This is a genomic window from Blastocatellia bacterium (assembly GCA_025054955.1).
In the GTDB taxonomy this organism is placed as follows: domain Bacteria; phylum Acidobacteriota; class Blastocatellia; order HR10; family J050; genus JANWZE01.
Map to the genome: position 1 here is coordinate 1 of JANWZE010000032.1, position 19,874 is coordinate 19,874.

The following is a 19,874-nucleotide window of genomic DNA, read 5'->3' on the forward strand; positions in this document are numbered from 1 at the left end:
TCGCCGGCTCGATCAACGCTGTTGAACTTGGCCGCGTCAACGACGATGACCTAGTGGATTTGGTCGTCGCTGCCGCCAATCAGTTGACAATCATTTACGGGCAGGATCAAACAAGCATGAGTGTCGAAACGCGACCGATACAGGAAAGTGTATCGTTTGCTGCCACTATCAAACTGGTCGCGCTTGGTGATTTTGTCAACGACGCGCATCGTCGCAGTGACATTGCTGTCGCCTTGTCGGATGAGACCATCGAGATGCTCAGTCCGGTCTCCCGGCCACAGCGAAAAGCCAAAGGCGCGGGTTCAGCGGCATGGAGCCTGACGCCGGTTCAGATGGACGCATCACGCCAACTCTGGCAAGTGAGCTCCATGCGCGTATCCGGTTTGCCGACAGATGACCTTGTCACAATTGATCGCGTCAATCAGGCTCTTGAAATTTTTTCTGGCTTGTCGCAGCCGGTGAATCATTCCAGCAATCCGGCTCCGCTTCGCTCTCTGACAGCGGCATTCACTGCATCACATCCGCCTATTGCGCTCGTTGCGATGCGGTTGAATGCTGACGCGCTCGACGACATCGTCATGTTGCATGCTAATCAGACGGCGCCAACGATCCTGCTCACATCGCCTCATGCAACATTCACCGTCAACTCAACGGCTGACGCCGGCGATAATGACCTAACCAATGGTGTGTGCGCTGATGCATCTGGCAACTGCACATTGCGCGCCGCTCTGCAAGAGGCTCTCTTGACGGCGGCAGCCGATACCATCGTTTTCAACATTCCCGGCGCCGGACCTCACGTGATCACGCCACGGTCTCCGCTGCCGATCATCACCAATCCGGTGACCATTGATGGCACGACTCAACCGGGCTTCAGTGGCACGCCGCTGATTGTGTTGAACGGCACAGCCTCCGGAACGTTTGGGGATGGATTGGTCTTCGCCGGCGGTAATAGTACGGTTCGCGGATTGGCTATCGGTGGATTCCCCGGAAACGGCGTTCACCTTCGCACGGGCGGCAACAACATCGTTGAAGGAAATTTCATCGGCATGCGCATCGGTAGCAGCGGTCCGCCGGGTAACAGAGGCAACGGCGTGTTCGTCAACGATTCGCGTAGCAATCGCATCGGCGGCACAACCGACGCGGCTCGCAACGTCATCTCGCAAAATGGAGGCAGCGGCGTGTTCATCTTGGATACGATGGCTACCGGCAACCTCGTGCAAGGTAATCTGATTGGGACTGATGCGTCAGGCGCAGCCGCTGCCGGCAATGGCGATAGCGGCGTGTTGATCGTCAACGCAGCGACAAATACGGTCGGCGGGGTGACAGCCGGCGCTGCCAATATCATCGCGGCCAATGGCGGCAATGGCGTTGAAATTGCCGGTTCTGGCACTACAGCCGCTGGCAATGTCGTGCAAGGCAATTTCATCGGCACCAACAGCAACAATGCAACCAACTTGGGCAATGTAGGCAACGGCGTTGCCAGCGAAGCCACGCGCACCACGATTGGCGGCACAACAGCGTCGGCCCGCAATGTGATCTCCGGCAACCGAAGCAATGGTGTTTTGCTCGCCGGCGGCGCTACGGCCAATGCCATTCAAGGCAATTTCATCGGCACGAATGCCGCAGGGACTGCCGCTTTGCCGAATGTCTTCGACGGGGTCAGCCTGATCGAAGCGCAAACTAACACGATTGGCGGCGCCACGGCCGGCATGGGCAACGTGATTTCGGGCAATGGTCGTCATGGCCTCTCCTTCAGTGGCGGTAACGTCACCGGCAATCAAGCTCAAGGAAACTTCATCGGCGTCGCAGTCAACGGCACAACACCGCTCGGCAACGGCGTCAATGGAGTGTTTCTGAACGCAGCACAAAACACGATCGGCGGCGCCACGGCCGGCATGGGCAATGTCATTTCGGGTAACAACGCCGAAGGCATTGTCATTTTCCGCCGGGATCGCAATCAAGTGCTTGGCAACTACATTGGCACGGATGCCACCGGCACGATGGCCGTCAGCAACAACGGTGATGGGATCAGCATTGAAATCAGCCCTAACAACACGATCGGCGGCACAACCGAGGCAGCCCGCAATGTGATTTCCGGCAATCGTGGACGCGGCATTCGCATCACCGGCAGCACGGCGTCGGGCAATCGCGTTCAAGGCAATTTCATCGGCACGAACGCCACGGGGATGAGCGCGCTGGCCAATCAATTTGACGGCATCTTCATCAACAGCGCGCCCACCAACACCATCGGGGGCACAGCAGCGGGAGCCGGCAATCTGATCTCCGGCAATAACGACTATGGCATCCTGATCGTTGGCGCGGAATCGGCTGGCAATACAATCCAGGGCAATCTGATCGGATTGAACGTGGCAGGCCGCGCGGCGCTGCCAAATGGATCAGGCGGCCTGTTGCTCTCCTCGGCGCCGAACAACACCATCGGCGGCACAGCGACCAATGCCCGCAATGTGATCTCTGGAAACCAATCGGCAGGCATTCACATCGTCGGGAGCGTAGCCGCCGGCAACGACATTGTCGGTAACCTGATTGGCACGGATGCCACCGGTAACGCGCCGATCCCGAACGCGACCAACGGTATCTTGATAGAGGGCGCGCCGACGACGACAATCGGCGGCAGTGCTGCTGGCGCGCGCAACGTCATCTCGGGCAATCGCGCCAACGGCATCCACGTAGTCGGCCCAACGGCTCGGACCACATCTGTGCAAGGCAATTACGTGGGCGTTGACAGCACGGGCCTTGCTGCGTTGCCCAATGACCAGAATGGCGTGTTCATCGAGAATGCGCCGGGCACAACCGTGGGCGGCACAGCCACCACGGCGCGCAATCTGATCTCAGGCAATCGCAACGCCGGCATTCGCATTACGGGCAGCGAGGCGCGAGGCACAACGATCGCCAATAACGTGATCGGCGCTAATGTCAACGGCACCGTCGCGCTGCCCAACGGCACGGATGGGATCGTGGTGGAAGGCGCTCCAGCAACGACTATCGGCGGCACGGCGGCCACCGCGCGAAATATCATCTCAGGAAACCGTGACGCCGGGATTCGTCTGGTCGGTAGTGAAACGAGCGCTGCTGCCGTGCAAGCCAATCATATTGGCACGGACATCTCTGGCACACTGCCGTTACCAAACGGCGGCGATGGTGTGCTGATCAACAACGCGCCGAGCAACACGGTCGGTGGCACGGCGGCTGGCGTGCGAAACATCATTTCGGCCAACGCGGGCGCTGGCGTGCGCATCACGGGACCGGCCGCCAGAGGCAATACGGTGGCCAACAACCTTATCGGCCTGGACACGACCGGCACAGCCGCACTGCCCAACGGCACCGACGGCGTCCTGATTGATAATGCTCCTGGCAATACCATCGGCGGTACGGCGGCCACCGCGCGCAATATCATTTCCGGCAACACCGGTGTTGGCGTGCGCATCACGGGCGGCGGCTCGACGGGCAATCTGGTGCGCGCTAATTTCATCGGGACTCGACTCGATGGCATGGGTCGGCTCGGCAATGGCTCGCATGGCGTGCTAATTGATGATGCGGCCAATGGCAATGCGATTGGCGGAACTACAGCCGCCTTGGGTAATACCATTGCTTATAACAATGGCGCCGGCGTCCGCATTCCTAATTCCCCGACTGCGCCGCCGCTGGGCACGCCGCACCCGATCGGTAATTCCATTCAAGGCAATTCCATCTTCGGCAATGTGGGCCTAGGCATTGACCTTGGCCCTGAAGGGCCAACACCTAACGACGGCGGTATTGCTCAAGATGGCGATGATGGCGCTAATCGCCTGCAAAATTATCCCAATTTCGACCGCGGAGTGCTGAGCGGCACCTCGCTGACGGTCGCTTACTTGATCCCCTCATCAGCGGCAAACACGACCTATCCGGTTCGCGTTGAATTCTTCAAAGCTGATGATAGTGGTCAAGGGATGCTGTTTCTCGGCTCGGATAATTTTGGGGAAACCGACATCGGGCGTGTAGGCGGTAAATCGGTCAACATCAACGTGGGCACCAGAGTGCTGAACGGCGACAAGATCGTGGCAACAGCCACCGATGCCGCCGGCAACACGTCGGAGTTTTCACCACCTGTGACGGTTATCGCCCAAACTCCATAAACCTGACTTCCAGAAAGCCATCGAGTCACAGAAGCACAGCGCGCGCAGCATCAGCTTCTGTGGCTCGTTGGCTGTGCAGGTTCACAATTTCAACGCCTTCAACCGCTGCCAATAACCGTTCCGCTTAGACCACGGCGTTCGTTGGCTGTGCAGGTTCACGCCTCAACCGCTCTCGCAACATGAGTGCCTCGTTTCTCTGCGTCGTCAGGGCCTCTGCGGTTATTGTCCGAGAGATCGCTCATAAGCCCACGCACGCTACGAACGGTGAGAAAGAGAGTCTTTCATGTCGCTAGCGTGTTTCGTGGGCTTATAGCGGTTTGCCAACGAGTTTACCCTGGGAGCGCATGCTTCCACCGTGCATTAGCCTGCAAAGTGAGCACGCCGGCATCGCGCAAAAAATGCTGAACCGGGAGCGCATGCTTCCACCGCATTAGCCCGCAAGGTGCGGAGTCCCTAAGCTAAAGGCAATTAAAATCGCTCTGGGTTCTGAGACAAGGCGCGCAGAAATCGGAGACGGCTGCTTCAGATGTTCCGCTGCTGCTCTCCATGTTGCTTCATCAAGCATGCCTTTCCCGCGCTATTGGTATTTCTTCTGGTAAAGAATCATGGCGGCTCGTCACTGGTGTGCGCACGATTCACCGTCCACCCACACCGCGCCGTCATGGAAGTATTCACGCTTCCAAATGGGGACGATCTTCTTCAACCGATCAATCGCATACTGACAGGCTTCAAAGGCCTGCTTTCGATGGGCCGAAGTAACCACAATAGCAACGCTGGTTTCTCCGATTTGCAGACGACCGAGCCGATGGATGATCCCCACTCGATCAATCGGCCATCGCTCATGAATTTCTTGTCCAATCTGATGCAACATTTTCATGGCCATCGGCTCGTAGCCTTCATACTCAAGATAGAGAACAGCCTTCCCCATCGAGTGGTCGCGCACGACGCCCTCAAACGTCACCACGGCTCCATCCTGATGGCGCAGCAATCGCCTGACCAATCCCGGCGTGTCAATCGGCTCACGTGTCAGGGCAAACAGATCATCTGATTGACCGCCGCTGACCGGAGGAAAGACAGCCACCGTATCGCCATCAACCACAGATGCGTCCAACGGCGCATACTGCTCATTGACCGCCACCAATAAACGATCAGCAAGCTTGGTCAACGATGGATAACGCTCATACAGAAGCGCCAACACAGCCTGCACAGAACTCGGCTCAGGCAGACGAAGGCGAAGACTCTCCACGCCCGTTAATTGCTTGCACTGACCGAAAAATCGCACATCAATCTCGCTCATAAGCGTCACCCGTTTCGACGCCATCCGCCTTTTCGATGGCCGTTGCTTTTCATTGCGTTGTGCTCGCTGGCCCGCTCTTCCAGCTCAGGAATGATGTTCATCAACTGGTTTTCCAGATACTGAAACCGTTGCTCAGTGGAGCGCATTTGAAGGACTTCAAACTGATCTTCAACCTCGGTCAGCACTGCTGACGCGATCGTAAATGAGAGCTGCTCAAGCGGCTCAGGCAACGCCTGTCGAGCCATCGGCGCATCCCGCAAGGTGCGGACAGCCCGCAAGAATCGCCCAAACAACTCCGTCACCGATTGCACTAAATCCGTCGGCACGTCTGAGTGCGACGGCTCATCTTCAAAAAACTCGATGTGCGCCACCAGATAAGGATCTTGCCGGAGGTATTCCAGTATCTTGTAACGGCACACGCCGGCTGTCAGAATGTTGGACCGATCATCTTCCAGCGGCACGACCGACATGATATGAGCTGCGCAGCCGATGCTGCCCACCAGCGGCACGACCAACACACCGACGGTCGAATCGGGATGATAGGTCACGCCGAACAACCGGTAGCCGTCTAAGCAATCTCGCAGCATCTGGCGATAGCGTGGCTCAAAAATGTGCAACGGCACCAACATCCCCGGCAGCAACACAATCGGCAGTGGGAAGATAGGCAAATGTTGAATCTGTTTGAGCTTCTCCAGCATGAAATTTATTCGTTGACTTTCAATACGGCGAGAAAGGCTTCCTGCGGGATTTCCACGCGTCCGACCTTTTTCATACGCCGCTTCCCTTCTTTCTGTTTTTCGAGCAACTTTCGTTTCCTGGTGATGTCGCCGCCATAGCATTTGGCCAATACGTTTTTGCCAATCGCGCGGACGGTTTCGCGGGCGATAACGCGATGCCCGATGGACGCCTGAATGGGCACCTCGAATAATTGACGAGGAATCAGCTTGCGCATTTTTTCGACTAATTCGCGGCCGCGGGCGTAGGCTTGATCGCGATGAACGATCAACGAGAGCGCATCCACCGGCTCGCCGGCTACGAGGATATCCAGTCGCACCAGATCAGCCTCACGATAGCCGGCTGGCTGGTAGTCCAATGAGGCATAGCCGCGTGTGAGCGTCTTGAGTCGGTCATAAAAATCGAGCACGACTTCGCCCAGCGGCAACTCGTAGGTGAGCAATACGCGGGTGGGCGATAGATAATCAAATCTCTTCTGACGACCGCGCTTTTCCTCAAGCAGCCGCAACAACGGGCCGACATACTCAGCCGGCGTGGCAATCATCGCTTCGATGATTGGCTCTTCCAGCCGCTCGATTGCTGCTGGATCGGGCAGCTTGGCTGGGTTATCTACTTCGATAGTTCGACCGTTACGCAGCAGCACGCGATAGCGGACGCTCGGCGCCGTGATGATTAACTCAAGGCCGAACTCTCGCTCCAATCGTTCGCGCACAATCTCCATGTGCAACAAGCCAAGGAAGCCACAACGAAAGCCAAATCCTAATGCCGGCGACGATTCAGCTTCGTAATGAAACGAGGCGTCATTCAATCGAAGTTTCTCCAGCGCATCGCGCAGTTCTTCATAATGCGTCGTCTCGGTCGGATAGAGTCCAGCAAAGACCATCGGCTTCATTTCACGAAAGCCCGGGAATGGCTCTGCGGTCGGATTCTTAGCGTCGGTGATCGTATCCCCGATCTGCACATCCGAGATCGTTTTGATATTGGCGATGACAAAGCCGACTTCACCGACCGACAACTGATCAACCGGCTGCGGCTTGGGCGTGCGCACGCCAAGCTGCTCAACCTCGTAATGGCGCTCAGTGGACATCAACCGAATTTTCATGCCCGTGCGCAACACGCCGTCTATCACCCGCACCATGACGATGACGCCCAGGTAGGAATCATACCAGGAGTCAAAGATCAGCGCCTTCAACGGCGCGTCCAGCTCGCCTTGAGGCGGCGGAATGTGCCGCACGATCGCTTCCAACACTTCGTCTGTGCCCAGCCCGGTCTTGGCGCTGGTCAACACGGCGTGCGTGGTGTCTAATCCAACGACCGTACGAATCTCTTCCAGCACGCGCTCGGGCTCGGCTGCCGGCAGATCAATCTTGTTGACAACAGGGATCAGCTCCAGGTCGTTTTCGACAGCCAGGTAGGCATTAGCCAACGTCTGCGCCTCCACGCCTTGCGAAGCATCCACCACCAACAACGCGCCTTCGCAGGCAGCTAAGCTGCGTGAGACTTCATAGGAAAAATCAACATGACCGGGCGTGTCAATCAGGTTCAAGACGTAATCGTGCCCGTCGCGCGCGCGATACTGAAGACGAACGGCATGAGCTTTAATCGTAATGCCACGCTCGCGCTCCAGCTCCATCGAATCGAGCACCTGCTCCATCATCTCCCGTTCAGAGAGCGCGCCGGTGCGTTCCAGCAGCCGATCAGCCAACGTAGATTTGCCATGGTCAATATGGGCAATGATAGAGAAGTTGCGAATGTTCTCTGCTTTCATCACTCAAGCGTCCCCTGCGCATGAATCGCGAGCGAACAAGGCTGCGCCGATGGCGCCGGCCTGCTCGCCGAGCGCGGAAGCGACAATGCCAACGTGTGAAGTGGTGGCCGCCAAGCCCCGCTTGTGCACTTCTTGCCTGACAGGCCCCAGCAGCAGCTCATCGGCAACGAGCATGTCGCCTGCCAACACCACTCTATCCAGGTTCAGCAGATTGACCACATTGGCCACAGCTAATCCAATCCATCGGCCAGTCCGTTCAATCATCATCAGAGCAAAATCATCGCCTTCGAGCGCTTCCTTCGCAATGCGGTAGGGCGTCAGCTCGCCTCGCTCTGGCCGCGCCAGTGACGACAGTGACGATGAGTGATCTCTGAACAAGCGTTCTTTGGTGCGTCGCACCAGGTTTGTTCCCGAAGCAATCGTTTCCAAGCAACCGATATTGCCGCATTCACACTCCAGTCCATCCGGGTTAACCGTCATGTGACCGAATCCACCAGCGTGTCCTGAAGAGCCTGGATACAACCGCCCTTGCAGGATCAGGCCAGCGTCAATGTCAGGCCCCAAGTCAATTAGCAAGACATTGTAAGCGCTCAGCGCAGCCCCGCGATGAAACTCTCCATAAAGAGACATGGCGGCATGCCGCTGGACGATCACCGGCACGTGCGTTTGCGCCGTCAATCGTCCGGCCAGCTCCCCAATGGACGCCGCTGGAGCAGGCGCGGCTGCAACATCAGTCCAACGGACATAAACCGGCACACTCACACCGACGGCCGCCAACTGACCGTGTTGCGCTGACGCCTTCTGTTGCGCCTGCTGAACGCACGCGATCAGTGCCGCCTCAGCCGATTTGTCTGGCCAGGCCATCTGCACCGTCTCCAAAATCGTGGCCTGCGCATCGAGCAGCAGTCCCATTATATCGGTTTGGCCGAGCTTCAACCCCAGATAACAGGCCTGACGTGTCATAGCAAAACCCTATTTCTTCTTCACCCGCTCATTGATTGCGAGCGTTCTTGCCTGCGGCCTCATTTGCCCATCACCGCGCCGCTCTCAAACAAGCGCATCGCCCGCAAGCGCATGACCAAAAAAACGAACATAGGCGGAATCAGCAATACGCTCAACACAAACGCCCAGTCGCTGTGCTGACCTCCGGCATGACCAAGCCACGAGCCAAGCCACGAGCCAAGTCCAACCGATCCCAAATAACCAACAACAAAAAAAATCAACACCTCCTCGCGCGTGTAAGGCTTTGCGTCCAACTGCTCGGCGCCCATGAGCGAGATCGAGGTATCACCATCAGCCGTGTAATACTTCAAGATGAATCGGAGATTCCGCACCAACTCATGCATACCGAGCCCAAACAAGACCAAATACGCGATCCAGCCCGGCCCACGCAGCCAATCAAACAACGGCGGACGAAGCAAAGCGACAAGAAAGGCCGAGGCAAACAAGACCACCGTTGTCGTAACGGCAATCTGGCGCGCGCGCTCCGCTTCCAGGTCGCGCCGCAGTAGCTCGTCCACCATCTGATCGAAATATTGTTGAGCCAGCCGCTCGCGCATGTGCCGCCGCAACGCTTCCTCCCGACTGACAAGCCGGCCTTGATCGTACAACGCTCGAAGATGCCGGTCACTGAGGATGCGATAGGCTTCAGCAATCTTGATGAACTCTTCGTTGGCATTCGGTGATTTATTCACATCAGGATGGTACTGACGAGCCAAGCGGCGAAAGGCCGAACGGACCTCCTCTGGACTGGCTTGACGGGATACACCCAAGATGTCGTACAAGCTCGTGATCATCTTCTGGCTGACCTCAATGCTTAACTATAGCACAACGATTCGACCACTGAAATGAGGAGTTCGTGCGTCGCGGGCAGGTCGCCAGTGCATCTTGTGACAGACCTCGATCTCGCGCAAGGCCACATGATGTACGTTGGGTTACCCCAGCTCATCGAGAGGCCAACCGCTCGGTTAGATAGACCAGCGTCCTGACGCCGATACCAGTGGGGCCAGAGGCCATGTATGGTTTCTTCTCATCGAGCCAGGCTGTACCCGCAATGTCCAGATGCGCCCAGGGTACATCGCCGACAAATTCCTGAATGAACTGCGCGGCTGTGATCACACCCCCCTTGCGGCCTCCGATATTCTTAATGTCGGCGATGTCGCTTTTGATCTGTTCGCGATACGCCTCGTCCAACGGCAATGGCCAATATCGCTCGCCGGCCTCTTTGCCAGCAGCAATCACCTCGGCGACCCACTGCTCATCGTTGCCCAAAATGGCAGCATACACTGATCCAAGCGCGACCGTCACAGCGCCTGTCAGCGTGGCCAGATCAACAAGGCGCGTAGCGCCCAATTGACGCGCATAGGTGATCGCATCGGCTAGGATCAATCGCCCTTCCGCATCGGTATTAATCACTTCGATCGTTTTTCCACTCAACGAGCGAATGACATCGCCGGGCTTTTGCGCGCGACCGCTCGGCATATTCTCTGTGGCCGGGATGACACCCAGCACAGGAACAGGCGGTCTCAATTGACCCAACGCCCGCATCGCTCCCAGCACGGCGGCGCCGCCGGCCATGTCGTATTTCATTTTTTCCATGTTCTCAGCCGGCTTGAGCGAGATGCCACCTGTATCAAACGTGATGCCCTTGCCGACCATCGCTAACAACTCACCGTCTCGACGTTCGCCATCCGGCGTGTATCGAATCACGATCAATTTGGCTGGTTCATCGCTGCCACGCGCCACGCCCAGAATTGCGCCCATCCCCTTATCACGCATCTGTTGCTCGTCGAGCACTTCAATATCCAGGCCGAATCGCTCGGCCATCGCAGTCGCTTGCGCCGCCAACTCTGAAGGCGTGACCTCACTGGACGGTTCGTTCGTCAGGTGACGAGCAAAGTTGGTAGCCTTGGCCAGGATTTTGCCACGCTCAACGCCACGCTCCAACGCCGACAATGAACCAGCCGCCGCTGCGATGATTAGCGAATCAAAAAACCGACTCTCCTTGTTTTGTGTCTGGTAGCTGCCAACATCGAAGATGCCTAACAGAACCCCTTCTGTCGCCGCCTGCGCTGCTTTGTCGAGCTCCCATGCCGAGCGACATACAAATCCCATTGAGCGGGCTTGCTTGGACTGTATCACCCGCGCTGCCGTGCCGGCTGTGTTGCGAATCATTTCGCTCAATGGTTTGTCACCCTTACCAGCGCCGACCAACAACAACCGTCGCGCGGCTATCCGACCGGGCGTGTGAATGTAGGCTGTTTCATAAGCCTTCCCTCTGAATTCTCCCGATGCGATCAGCGAACCGATCAAGCCTCCACTACGCTCATTGAGTGATTCAAGCTCAGGTGATGCATCCAGTGCTTCGCCTTCAAACATGATGGCTACCAGCACCTCGACATCGAGTTCATGCAGCGGCATGATTGCCGTTTCTACGTTCATGTCGGTCCTCTCCTTGTCAGTCTAAGAGTGTTGCCGCTTGAAGATGGCCTGCGTCTCTCGCTCAATCGTTTTGCGCATGGCAGCTTCCCGTTTGTCATACAATTTTTTGCCGCGCGCCAACGCCACTTCGAGCTTGATCCGGCCATGCTTCAAGTAGCATTTCGTTGGCACTAGTGTCAGGCCTTTCTCGGCCACCTTACTGGCCAACCGTCGAATCTCTCGTTTGTGCAACAGCAGTTTGCGGTCGCGCACCGGCTTGGTTTCAGCCAGTCGGCTGTACTTGTAAGGGCTGATGTGCACATCAAGCAACCATGCTTCGCCGCCCTTGATTTGCACATAGCCCTCCTTGAGATTGATGCCGCCGTTGCGAATGGACTTGACTTCGCCGCCGGTCAGCGCGATGCCGCATTCATACCTCTCAAGAATGTGATAATTGTGATAGGCCTGACGATTGGTTGCCAGCACACGATCTTCAGTCATAGCAGTCTGCAACGAAACAGAGCGGACGCCACATCGTCTGTCAATGTTCCCTGGTCAACGGACGCACCATCAGCTCTTCAGCCGCTTGGCGTGGTGGTTTTCCTTGATAGAGCACTTGGTACATGCTGGTTGTGATGGGCATCGGGATGTCCAACCGGCGACTCAATTCATACGTAGCCCGTGTTGTGTTAATGCCTTCGGCCACCATGGTCATCGTCGGTAGAATCTGCTCAAGCGAACGGCCACGCCCCAATTCAACACCGACGCGACGATTCCGCGAGAGCGCGCCCATACAGGTCAACATCAAATCGCCCATGCCGGCCAGCCCCGCCAGCGTTTCCGCTCGTCCGCCCAGCGCCAGCGCCAGCCGCGTCATCTCGGCCAACCCCCGCGTGGCCAGCGCCACCGTGCTGTTATAGCCCCATCCAAGCCCAGCCACCACGCCAGCAGCCAGCGCCATGACGTTCTTGACCGCACCGCCCAGCTCGACGCCAATGACATCCGTGCTTGAATAAACGCGAAACGAAGGCGTGGAAAACGCCTGCTGAATCAACTGCGCATACTCGCTGTGGACCGATGCCGCGACAACGGCTGTCGGATGACGCTGCGCGACCTCGATGGCAAAACTTGGCCCCGACAGTGCCACATAACGCGGCTCAAACTCCTCGCGTAACACATCGCGCATCACCTGCGACATACACATCTGCGTTTGTATTTCGATCCCCTTGGTGGCGCTGACCAAAATCATGCGTGGCTTGAGCCAGGGTCGCATCTCCGTGAACACGTGACGACACGCATGCGAGGGCACAACCGTCACTACAATCTCGGCGCCCTCAATGGCTTCTTGCAATGAATCGGTGACGAGCACTGACTCAGGCAATCGCACATTGGGCAAGTAGAGCGTATTCTCCCGCGTTTGCTGCATCTGCCGAACGCGTTGGGCATTGTGTCCCCACAACCTGACCACTTCGTGCCGTTCGGCCAGCAAACAACTCAAGGCTGTCCCCCAACTGCCCGCTCCAATCACAGCGATGCGCATTACTGCCGACTCCTTATGCCGGGGACATCGCGTTCTCCCATCTTATCCTCGACGCCCGACAAAAGCCGCTTGATATTTTCATGATGAGCCGCGATGACCAATCCACATCCAACCAACGTCGCCACCAGCAGCGGCGCCATCTGCTGGCCTGGCCGAGGCCATACAGCGCTTTCCCAAATCAACACAAAAAACGGCAGCGATGCAGCCGCCACAATCGAGCCGAGCGACACGTAACGCTTCCAATACACCACCAGTCCCCACACAAGCAACGCCGATACGACAGCAGCCGGAGATAACACCAGATATGCGCCAAGGCCGGTTGCGACACCTTTGCCGCCGCGAAATCCTATCCACACAGGAAAGATATGCCCGATAATCGCCGCTACGCTGGCGGCAGCCATCCACCGTGGCTCACCTTGCGTCAACCAACCGGCCACCAACACGGCGAACGTCCCTTTGAGAACGTCGAAGACATACGTCCACGCTGCTCCTTTCAATCCAGCGAGCCGACTGACATTGGTGGCGCCGGTCGCGCCGCTGCCGTAGTGACGAATGTCTTCACCGGGCACGAACACGTAGCGGACCAGCAGATAGCCGACGGGAATTGAACCGAGCAAGTATGCAAGAACGATACTAAGCCAGTGATTCATGATGGTTGCGTGCCGAGCCGGCAGATTGTATCGAATGGGAATAGTCGTTCACAATGCTGCCGACGCGAACCCCACAGATGACGGGTAGTCGCGCCATCCCATGCTCAAAACAGACGAGCTATTGCATGCCCATCACAGCCTCCAGATTCGTTGGCGGAATATCCTGCGGGTCTGTCATCACCTCAATCAACGTGGGCGCCTCCGAAGACAACGCTTCTGACAACACGGATGAAACCTCATCCGGCTGCTCCAGCCGCCAAGCTCGCAGGCCGAAGCTCTCAGCCAATCGCAGGAAATCAGGATTGCCGTGCAGCGTGCCATAGAGTCGGCCATGAAAGTGCACCTGTTGACGAAACGCTAGCACACGATACGCATTATCGTTGATGATGATCACCGTCACGCCGATTTTCTCTCGCGCCGCCGTTTCCAGGTCTTGCACCGTCATCATGAAGTCGCCGTCGCCTAAGATGGCGACAACCTTTTTCTCTGGATGCACCAGCTTGGCGGCCAGCGCAGCCGGAAAACCAAATCCCATCGCGCCAAAGTTGACAGCCGACAAATACGTTCTGGGTCGTCGCGCCGGCGTGAACGCCATCGGATAGAGCAAGTGCATGCCCGCCCCAACTGTCACAATGTCATCTTCGCTGAGCAATTGACTCAACTGGTGGCAGACACGAGCCGGTGGGACCGGCGTTCGATCAACATTCCGGCCACTGCTCAACAGGTTCTCCCACATGCTACGAACAGGAGCCAGCTCGGCAATCCAGGCCGCGCGGTCCGACGCCGGCATGGCTTGCAACTGGCGCGTTAACTCCACAAGAAAATCGCGCGCATCAGCGTAGATTGCTCGCAGCGGCACTTTCTTTCGATCGTTATCAGTGTCCAGATTCACCACCACAACCTCACCACTGACTGGCCATGTGTATTCGTAGGTCGTCATGTCCGAAAGCGTACAGCCGATCCCCAAAACAAAATCGGCGCGCTTCAGCGCCTCATCCGCCATCGGCGTGCCGCCAGCATAACCGGCGCGTCCAAGCGACAGCGGATGCAACTCCGATAGCGTGCCGCGCCCATTGCCTGTCGTGGCCACAGGAATTTGCCACGTCTCGGCCAGTTGACGAAGCAGGTCTTCTGAATGTGTATAAGCGACGCCAGCCCCTGACAAAATCACCGGACGCGCGCTCTGCAATAATCGTTCGGCAATCGCACGCACCTGCTGGGCATCAACCGGCGGCGGTGGGTCAACCGTCAGATCAAGCTCCTCCCACCGAATCTGATCGCGATCATTCCAGATGTCTTCCGGCACTTCGATCAGCACCGGCCCGCCAGGCCCTGACATCGCCGCTTTGTATGCCTGCGAGAAGATCAGCGGAATTTGGTAGGTCGCCTCCACGCGATAAGTGCCGCGACACAGCGGTCGAAAGACTCTCACGTGATCCATCTCCAACATCCCGTCACACCCTTGCAGTTTGCGTTTGATCGAACCGGCAATCGCGATGACGGGCGAACAATCCTTGGCGGCATTAGCCAGGCTGATCATCGCATTTAACGCGCCAGGCCCCGAATGTAAAGCGACAACGCCGGGCCGCCGCGTCAATCGGCCTTCCGCATCAGCCATGCTAGCCGCCACCTGTTCATGCCGACAGGAAATATACCGAATCTGATCGCGTGCATCGTACAGTCCATCCACGAACCCAACAATGGATGTTCCAATCACTCCATACACGCGCTTCGTCCCAATCGCTTTCAGGCACTGGACCAGCGCCTCAGCTCCCCGCATTGTTGTCATAGTCACCTCCTCCGTTCAGGTACGTGGGTTCACCACATACAACGGCTCTTCACCTTTCAACACCCTGACTAAATTTCCAACGGCCATCTGAACCACTCGCTGCCGCACCTCAGCAGTAGCGCCGGCAATGTGTGGCGTTAAGATCACATTCTCCAGGCGCAGCAACGGATGGTCGGCCGCGATGGGTTCCTGAGAGAAAACGTCCACGCCTGCCCCGGCCAGTTTCTTCTGGCGCAGGCGCTCAGCCAGCGCCAGCTCATCTACACACTCGCCCCGCGCAACGTTGATGAACACGGCGCTGAACTTCATCAGCGACAACTCGCGCTGGCCGATCATGCCGCGTGTCTGCTCAGTTAACGGCACATGCAGACTGACAATATCAGCGACTCGCAGGAGATCATCCAACGCTCTGTATTGCACCTTCAGATCGGCTTCCTCATCAGCAGGCAATCGCACGGGATCGTAATACAGCGTCTGTGTCCCAAACGCATTCAACCGTCGCGCCACTTCTCGACCAATGCGCCCCATGCCGATGATGCCATAGGTCTTTCCTTGCAGCTCGAAGATGCCGCGTTCCCACATCAATTCTCGCTGAACCCACTGCCCTTCACTGGTCCTCTGATGGGCATATATAGCTTTTTTCAACAATGCCAACGCTAACATCAGTGTATGCTCAGCCACCGCCACATCATTGACGCCCGGCGTGTTGGCGACCGTCACGCCGCGCTGCCGGCAGGCCTTCAGATCAATATGTTCATAGCCGACACTGGGCTGTTGAATGAACCGCAGCTTTGGCGTCCGCGACAAAAACTGTTCCGTGATCGCATGACGGAATGTGTAATCGCCAAGCAGCATGTCGGCTTGTTGCAAAGCGTTATTGAGTTGCTCGTCGGTTGCGCCTTCCGCGCTTGTCACGATCAGATCAAATCGGCCTGATTGCGCGACCAGCCATTGTTGCACTAATGCGGCTGGAACCGGTGACAGAACAACGATGTGAGCTGTAGCTTGATTCGTCATGATGATACTCCCGCGATGTGTTAGGAGCCGCGATTATATCACAGCCTGGCTCAGCGTCCATGAGGGGATGTGTTTCTGACAAAAGTCTGAGCAAACTTGACCCATCTGCCGTTAGGTCATAGCATTGTTCGGCTTGGGAGGAATCAAGAGACACACAGATGAATGCAATTGAGACCTTTGATCTCACCCGCAAATATGGTGAGACGACGGCGCTGAATGCGCTCACGCTGACGATCAAATCGGGCACTATTTTCGGCTTCCTTGGACCTAATGGGGCAGGCAAGACAACGACGTTGAACATCCTCATTGGGCTGATTCCGCCGACATCTGGCCGAGCAAAGGTGCTCGGCTTGGACGTGACGCGCGACGCCCCGGCGATACGGGAACAAATCGGCGTCTTGCTTGAAGACCATGGCCTCTACGAGTACCTGTCGGCCTACGATAATCTGGAGTTCTTCGGGCGCATCAATCGAATGGGTAAACAGGCTCGCGCGCGACGCATCCAGGAGCTCATGGAGAAAGTCGGACTGTGGGATAAACGCGATCAACAACCGAAAGAGTGGTCTAAAGGGATGAAACAGAAACTGGCCATCTGTCGCGCTCTGTTGCATCAACCCAAAATTCTCTTTTTGGATGAGCCGACGTCGGGCCTCGATCCATCCAGCCAACGCGCCTTCCGCGAGGAAATCCTCTCGCTGAAGAAATCAGAGAACGTCACCATTTTTCTCAATACGCACAATCTGGATGAAGCCGAGCGGGTGTGCGATGACATCGCTATTCTCAATCATGGCCGCGTGATTGCGCACGGTCCGCCCGATCATATCAGAGCAGAGAGCGCCGGCCACTCGGTCATCACCGTCACCATTGATGCTTTGCCGGAAGCTGTTCACGCGCGACTGAGCGCACTGCCGTTCGTCAAATCTATAGAGCTTGAGGGACAGCGTCTGCGCCTGATGGTGGATGACCCAACGCAGAGCGCTCAGATCAATCGCCTGCTGGTCACACATGGCGTCGCGGTCTCCGAGCTTCGCCGTGAACAAGCTTCGCTGGAGCAAATCTTCTTACAATTGATTGACGAGGAGAGACAACATGTTGCGTGATCTTTGGTGTGTCGCCTGGAAAGAGCTGATGGTGGCCCGCCGCAATCTGAAAAGCTACGCAACCAGCTATATCATGGTGTTGTTCATTTGGGGATTTGTGTTCCCTGCCGCCACGGTTGATCAAGTCTGGAACGGACAGACCCGCGCCGCGATGTTGAGTTTTTGCTACCTAGCCGTCCTGCTGGCATCAGGCCAAACGATCAACGCCTTTGTCGGTGAACGCATGCAGAAAACCCTGGGCACGCTGCTCTCAACCCGATTGTCCGACGCGGCTATTTATCTGGGCAAGGTTGCCGCCACCGTCATCACGAACTATGCGGTGATGCTCCTTGTATTGGTCATTCATCTTGGCGTGCTCTGGTATGCAGCGATGTTCAAACTCTATCCATCGAAATTCCCTTACACTGCGTTGGAGTTCACCCTGATGCTCACGCTGCCCATATTCGCGCTTGTCTACACGAGCGCGCTAGGCGTCTACATTTCGCTCAAATCAACCAATATCCGCAGCCAGCACCTTCTGAATTTGTTCATGGGCCTACCACTCATGGCTGGCTTTTATTTCGTGATGGAGTCGCCCTCATGGTCCAAACTTGGAGCAAGCCTGACGCTGTTTGCAGGCGTGTGCTTCATCGTTTCCTATATCAGCATCCAACGCTTCAACCGGCAAAGGTTGATCCTGCAATAACGCTCATCTCATGGCCGTGCGCAGCACGTCCGCGATTTTCGTCATGCCTCCCGCAATTTGCGAATCCTACCAACTGCGAGTTTCACATTTCGAGCTTCGGATTTCCGACGTGGTGCCTCAAATTCTTTGGAATTTGGTCGTTGGAATTTGTTTCGGATTTCGAGCTTCGGATTTCGGATTTGTATCCCCCTGGGTGTCTGCCGACGCTGCTGCTGTACGTGCGTTACCTATGGTCCTACACTGACCGGCATTTCCAAATCACCATGACTCCGAACTAGGGTAAGTTATCCAGCCGATCGCCGGGCCGACGGCGTGACCAATTTTCCCAAGCTTCGTCCCACAAGTCCACCTTGCCATCTTTCATGATAACGACCCGGTGTTCCTTGGCTTCGTCCTCAGCGCCTTGTGTCAGCACCTCTCCAGCTACAACGGGAATCGTAAAATAGCCGGCCTCGCGCAGTGCGCGTGCGCGGCGCCTGGCGCGTTGGACGTCGCGCCGATCCACGACGGCTGAGACTTCCACCGCTAGATAGACTTCCGGCGCGCTGGGTATATGGCGCGGTCGGCCACACACCAACAGGTCCAGCCGGAATAGGTCTCTGACAGCCTCCTCCGATAAGCGAGCCTCCAATGTCTCTTCCAGCGACTGAATCGGCACTACTTGCAGCCGCCGCAACAAATCGCCGAAGAAAGCGTGCGCCCGGTCGCGGTACCTCCATTCCAGGACTGTGCTTTTCAAGTTGCTGACCGTATCGGTGAGCCGCCGTTGATCCTCGGCCAGTGCCTGCACGGTTTGGGCCATCTGGTGCTGCGCCTCAACCATTTTTACCATCTGCTCCTCAACCCGAGCGATACGCTCTTCAGTCCGCTGCTGCGCCGCGGCTAGCTGTTGTTGCGCCTCAGCCAGTTGCCGCTGCGCCTCAGCCAACTCCTCCACGCGCCCTTCCGTCCGCCGCTGCGCCTCAGCCAACTCGCGGACGACCGCTGGAAGTTGCAGCAGCTCATCGGTCAACAGTAATCGGCGCAATTCAGCCCGCCACTCCGGATGAGTGTTGAGGAGGTTAACCAAGTCCATGTAATCTCGAACTTCAAACGCCATATACTTCCACATCCTCTCCGAGGTGTTTCACACTATACCGCGGAACCAGGCCAATGCTCAACTCTCGTCTTGAGATTTCACCGGCGATAATAAGCTTCTGAGACTTCATCAGCGATAATCAATTGCGGAATCGCTCATGAGCTCTGCGCTCGCCACGAAGCATGAAAATACAATTCTTTCGTGAGTTTCGTGTGTTTCGTGGGCTATTTTTAGACGAGTGTTGGGACAGAAAGCGCCGTCGCCGCTTCGCTCTGCCGGCGCACTCCAAGAGAGAGTCAGGAGCGGATGAGAATGCGTTGTGGAGGCGGCGGCAAGCCTGCAGGGCGCGACGCCGCTTTGACCAAGATAAAGTCAGGAATCGCCCATGAGCTCCGCGCTCGCCACGAAGGATGAAAATACAATTCGTTCGTGAGCTTCGTGTGTTTCGTGGGCTACTTTCAGAGGAGTCAGCAAGGCTCGCTTGACAACGCGTTGGACTCAATCCTACCATGCACGTCGCTGAATGAGACGAGGAGGTTTAGTTTGAATTTACCCAATTCGCTCACGCTACTGAGAATTTTCATCGTCCCCTTGTTGGTGGTGGTGCTTTTGATTCAACCAACCCACTGGTTCGGCATTCCGCAGCATGTTTTTGGACTCGT

General features: G+C 56.8%; 14 protein-coding genes and 1 pseudogene. 3 read left to right on the forward strand and 12 right to left on the reverse strand.

Translation table 11 applies throughout. The annotated features are described in order from the left end of the window. A partial coding sequence (locus NZ823_04220) for a right-handed parallel beta-helix repeat-containing protein (GenBank protein ID MCS6804334.1) occupies positions 1–4,133 on the forward strand: 4,133 nt, incomplete at its 5' end. Positions 4,134–4,749: 616 nt separating this feature from the next. Here the strand turns inward: NZ823_04220 and NZ823_04225 are convergent. The 11 genes and pseudogenes from NZ823_04225 to NZ823_04275 form a co-directional block, all read right to left on the reverse strand. Next, positions 4,750–5,430 (reverse strand): molybdenum cofactor biosynthesis protein MoaE, encoded by a 681-nt coding sequence (locus tag NZ823_04225; GenBank protein MCS6804335.1) that lies wholly within the window; start codon positions 5,428–5,430, stop codon positions 4,750–4,752. 5 nt (positions 5,431–5,435) lie between these two features. After that, on the reverse strand, positions 5,436–6,128 hold the full coding sequence (locus NZ823_04230; GenBank protein ID MCS6804336.1) for an LON peptidase substrate-binding domain-containing protein: 693 nt from the start codon (positions 6,126–6,128) through the stop codon (positions 5,436–5,438). 5 nt (positions 6,129–6,133) lie between these two features. Beyond that, positions 6,134–7,933, reverse strand: coding sequence for a translation elongation factor 4 (lepA, locus tag NZ823_04235; protein MCS6804337.1), 1,800 nt, complete (start codon positions 7,931–7,933; stop codon positions 6,134–6,136). Positions 7,934–7,936: 3 nt separating this feature from the next. Further along, entirely contained in the window at positions 7,937–8,896 is a 960-nt protein-coding gene (locus NZ823_04240) for an ROK family protein (GenBank protein MCS6804338.1), read from the reverse strand. A 638-nt stretch (positions 8,897–9,534) separates the two neighbouring features. Then, positions 9,535–9,729, reverse strand: a pseudogene (locus NZ823_04245) (DnaJ domain-containing protein). A gap of 148 nt (positions 9,730–9,877) precedes the next feature. After that, positions 9,878–11,374 carry a leucyl aminopeptidase gene (locus NZ823_04250; protein MCS6804339.1) on the reverse strand — a complete coding sequence of 499 codons (1,497 nt, stop codon included), beginning with the start codon at positions 11,372–11,374 and terminating at the stop codon, positions 9,878–9,880. A gap of 21 nt (positions 11,375–11,395) precedes the next feature. Then, on the reverse strand, positions 11,396–11,854 hold the full coding sequence (gene smpB, locus NZ823_04255; protein ID MCS6804340.1) for an SsrA-binding protein SmpB: 459 nt from the start codon (positions 11,852–11,854) through the stop codon (positions 11,396–11,398). Between the two features lie 40 nt (positions 11,855–11,894). Beyond that, positions 11,895–12,893 (reverse strand): NAD(P)-dependent glycerol-3-phosphate dehydrogenase, encoded by a 999-nt coding sequence (locus tag NZ823_04260; protein ID MCS6804341.1) that lies wholly within the window; start codon positions 12,891–12,893, stop codon positions 11,895–11,897. Beyond that, on the reverse strand, positions 12,893–13,543 hold the full coding sequence (gene plsY, locus NZ823_04265) for a glycerol-3-phosphate 1-O-acyltransferase PlsY (protein ID MCS6804342.1): 651 nt from the start codon (positions 13,541–13,543) through the stop codon (positions 12,893–12,895). The genes NZ823_04260 and plsY overlap by 1 nt, the downstream gene beginning before the upstream one ends. Before the next feature lie 118 nt (positions 13,544–13,661). Next, complete coding sequence (locus tag NZ823_04270; GenBank protein MCS6804343.1) at positions 13,662–15,332, reverse strand: thiamine pyrophosphate-binding protein; 1,671 nt, start codon at positions 15,330–15,332, stop codon at positions 13,662–13,664. A gap of 15 nt (positions 15,333–15,347) precedes the next feature. Further along, positions 15,348–16,349, reverse strand: a complete 1,002-nt coding sequence (locus NZ823_04275) for a 2-hydroxyacid dehydrogenase (GenBank protein ID MCS6804344.1) — start codon at positions 16,347–16,349, stop codon at positions 15,348–15,350. 158 nt (positions 16,350–16,507) lie between these two features. Here NZ823_04275 and NZ823_04280 point away from each other — a divergent pair, with 158 nt between their 5' ends. Together NZ823_04280 and NZ823_04285 are read left to right on the forward strand one after the other, a co-directional pair. Then, the gene (locus tag NZ823_04280; protein MCS6804345.1) at positions 16,508–17,449 is read left to right on the forward strand and encodes an ABC transporter ATP-binding protein; all 942 of its coding nucleotides are present in this window, start codon (positions 16,508–16,510) and stop codon (positions 17,447–17,449) included. Beyond that, positions 17,439–18,134: a hypothetical protein gene (locus NZ823_04285; GenBank protein MCS6804346.1), complete on the forward strand. Its 696-nt coding sequence runs from the start codon at positions 17,439–17,441 to the stop codon at positions 18,132–18,134. The genes NZ823_04280 and NZ823_04285 overlap by 11 nt, the downstream gene beginning before the upstream one ends. Positions 18,135–18,408: 274 nt before the next feature. Here NZ823_04285 and NZ823_04290 read toward each other — a convergent pair whose 3' ends face one another. After that, positions 18,409–19,233, reverse strand: a complete 825-nt coding sequence (locus tag NZ823_04290; GenBank protein MCS6804347.1) for a hypothetical protein — start codon at positions 19,231–19,233, stop codon at positions 18,409–18,411. Positions 19,234–19,874 lie beyond the last annotated feature (641 nt).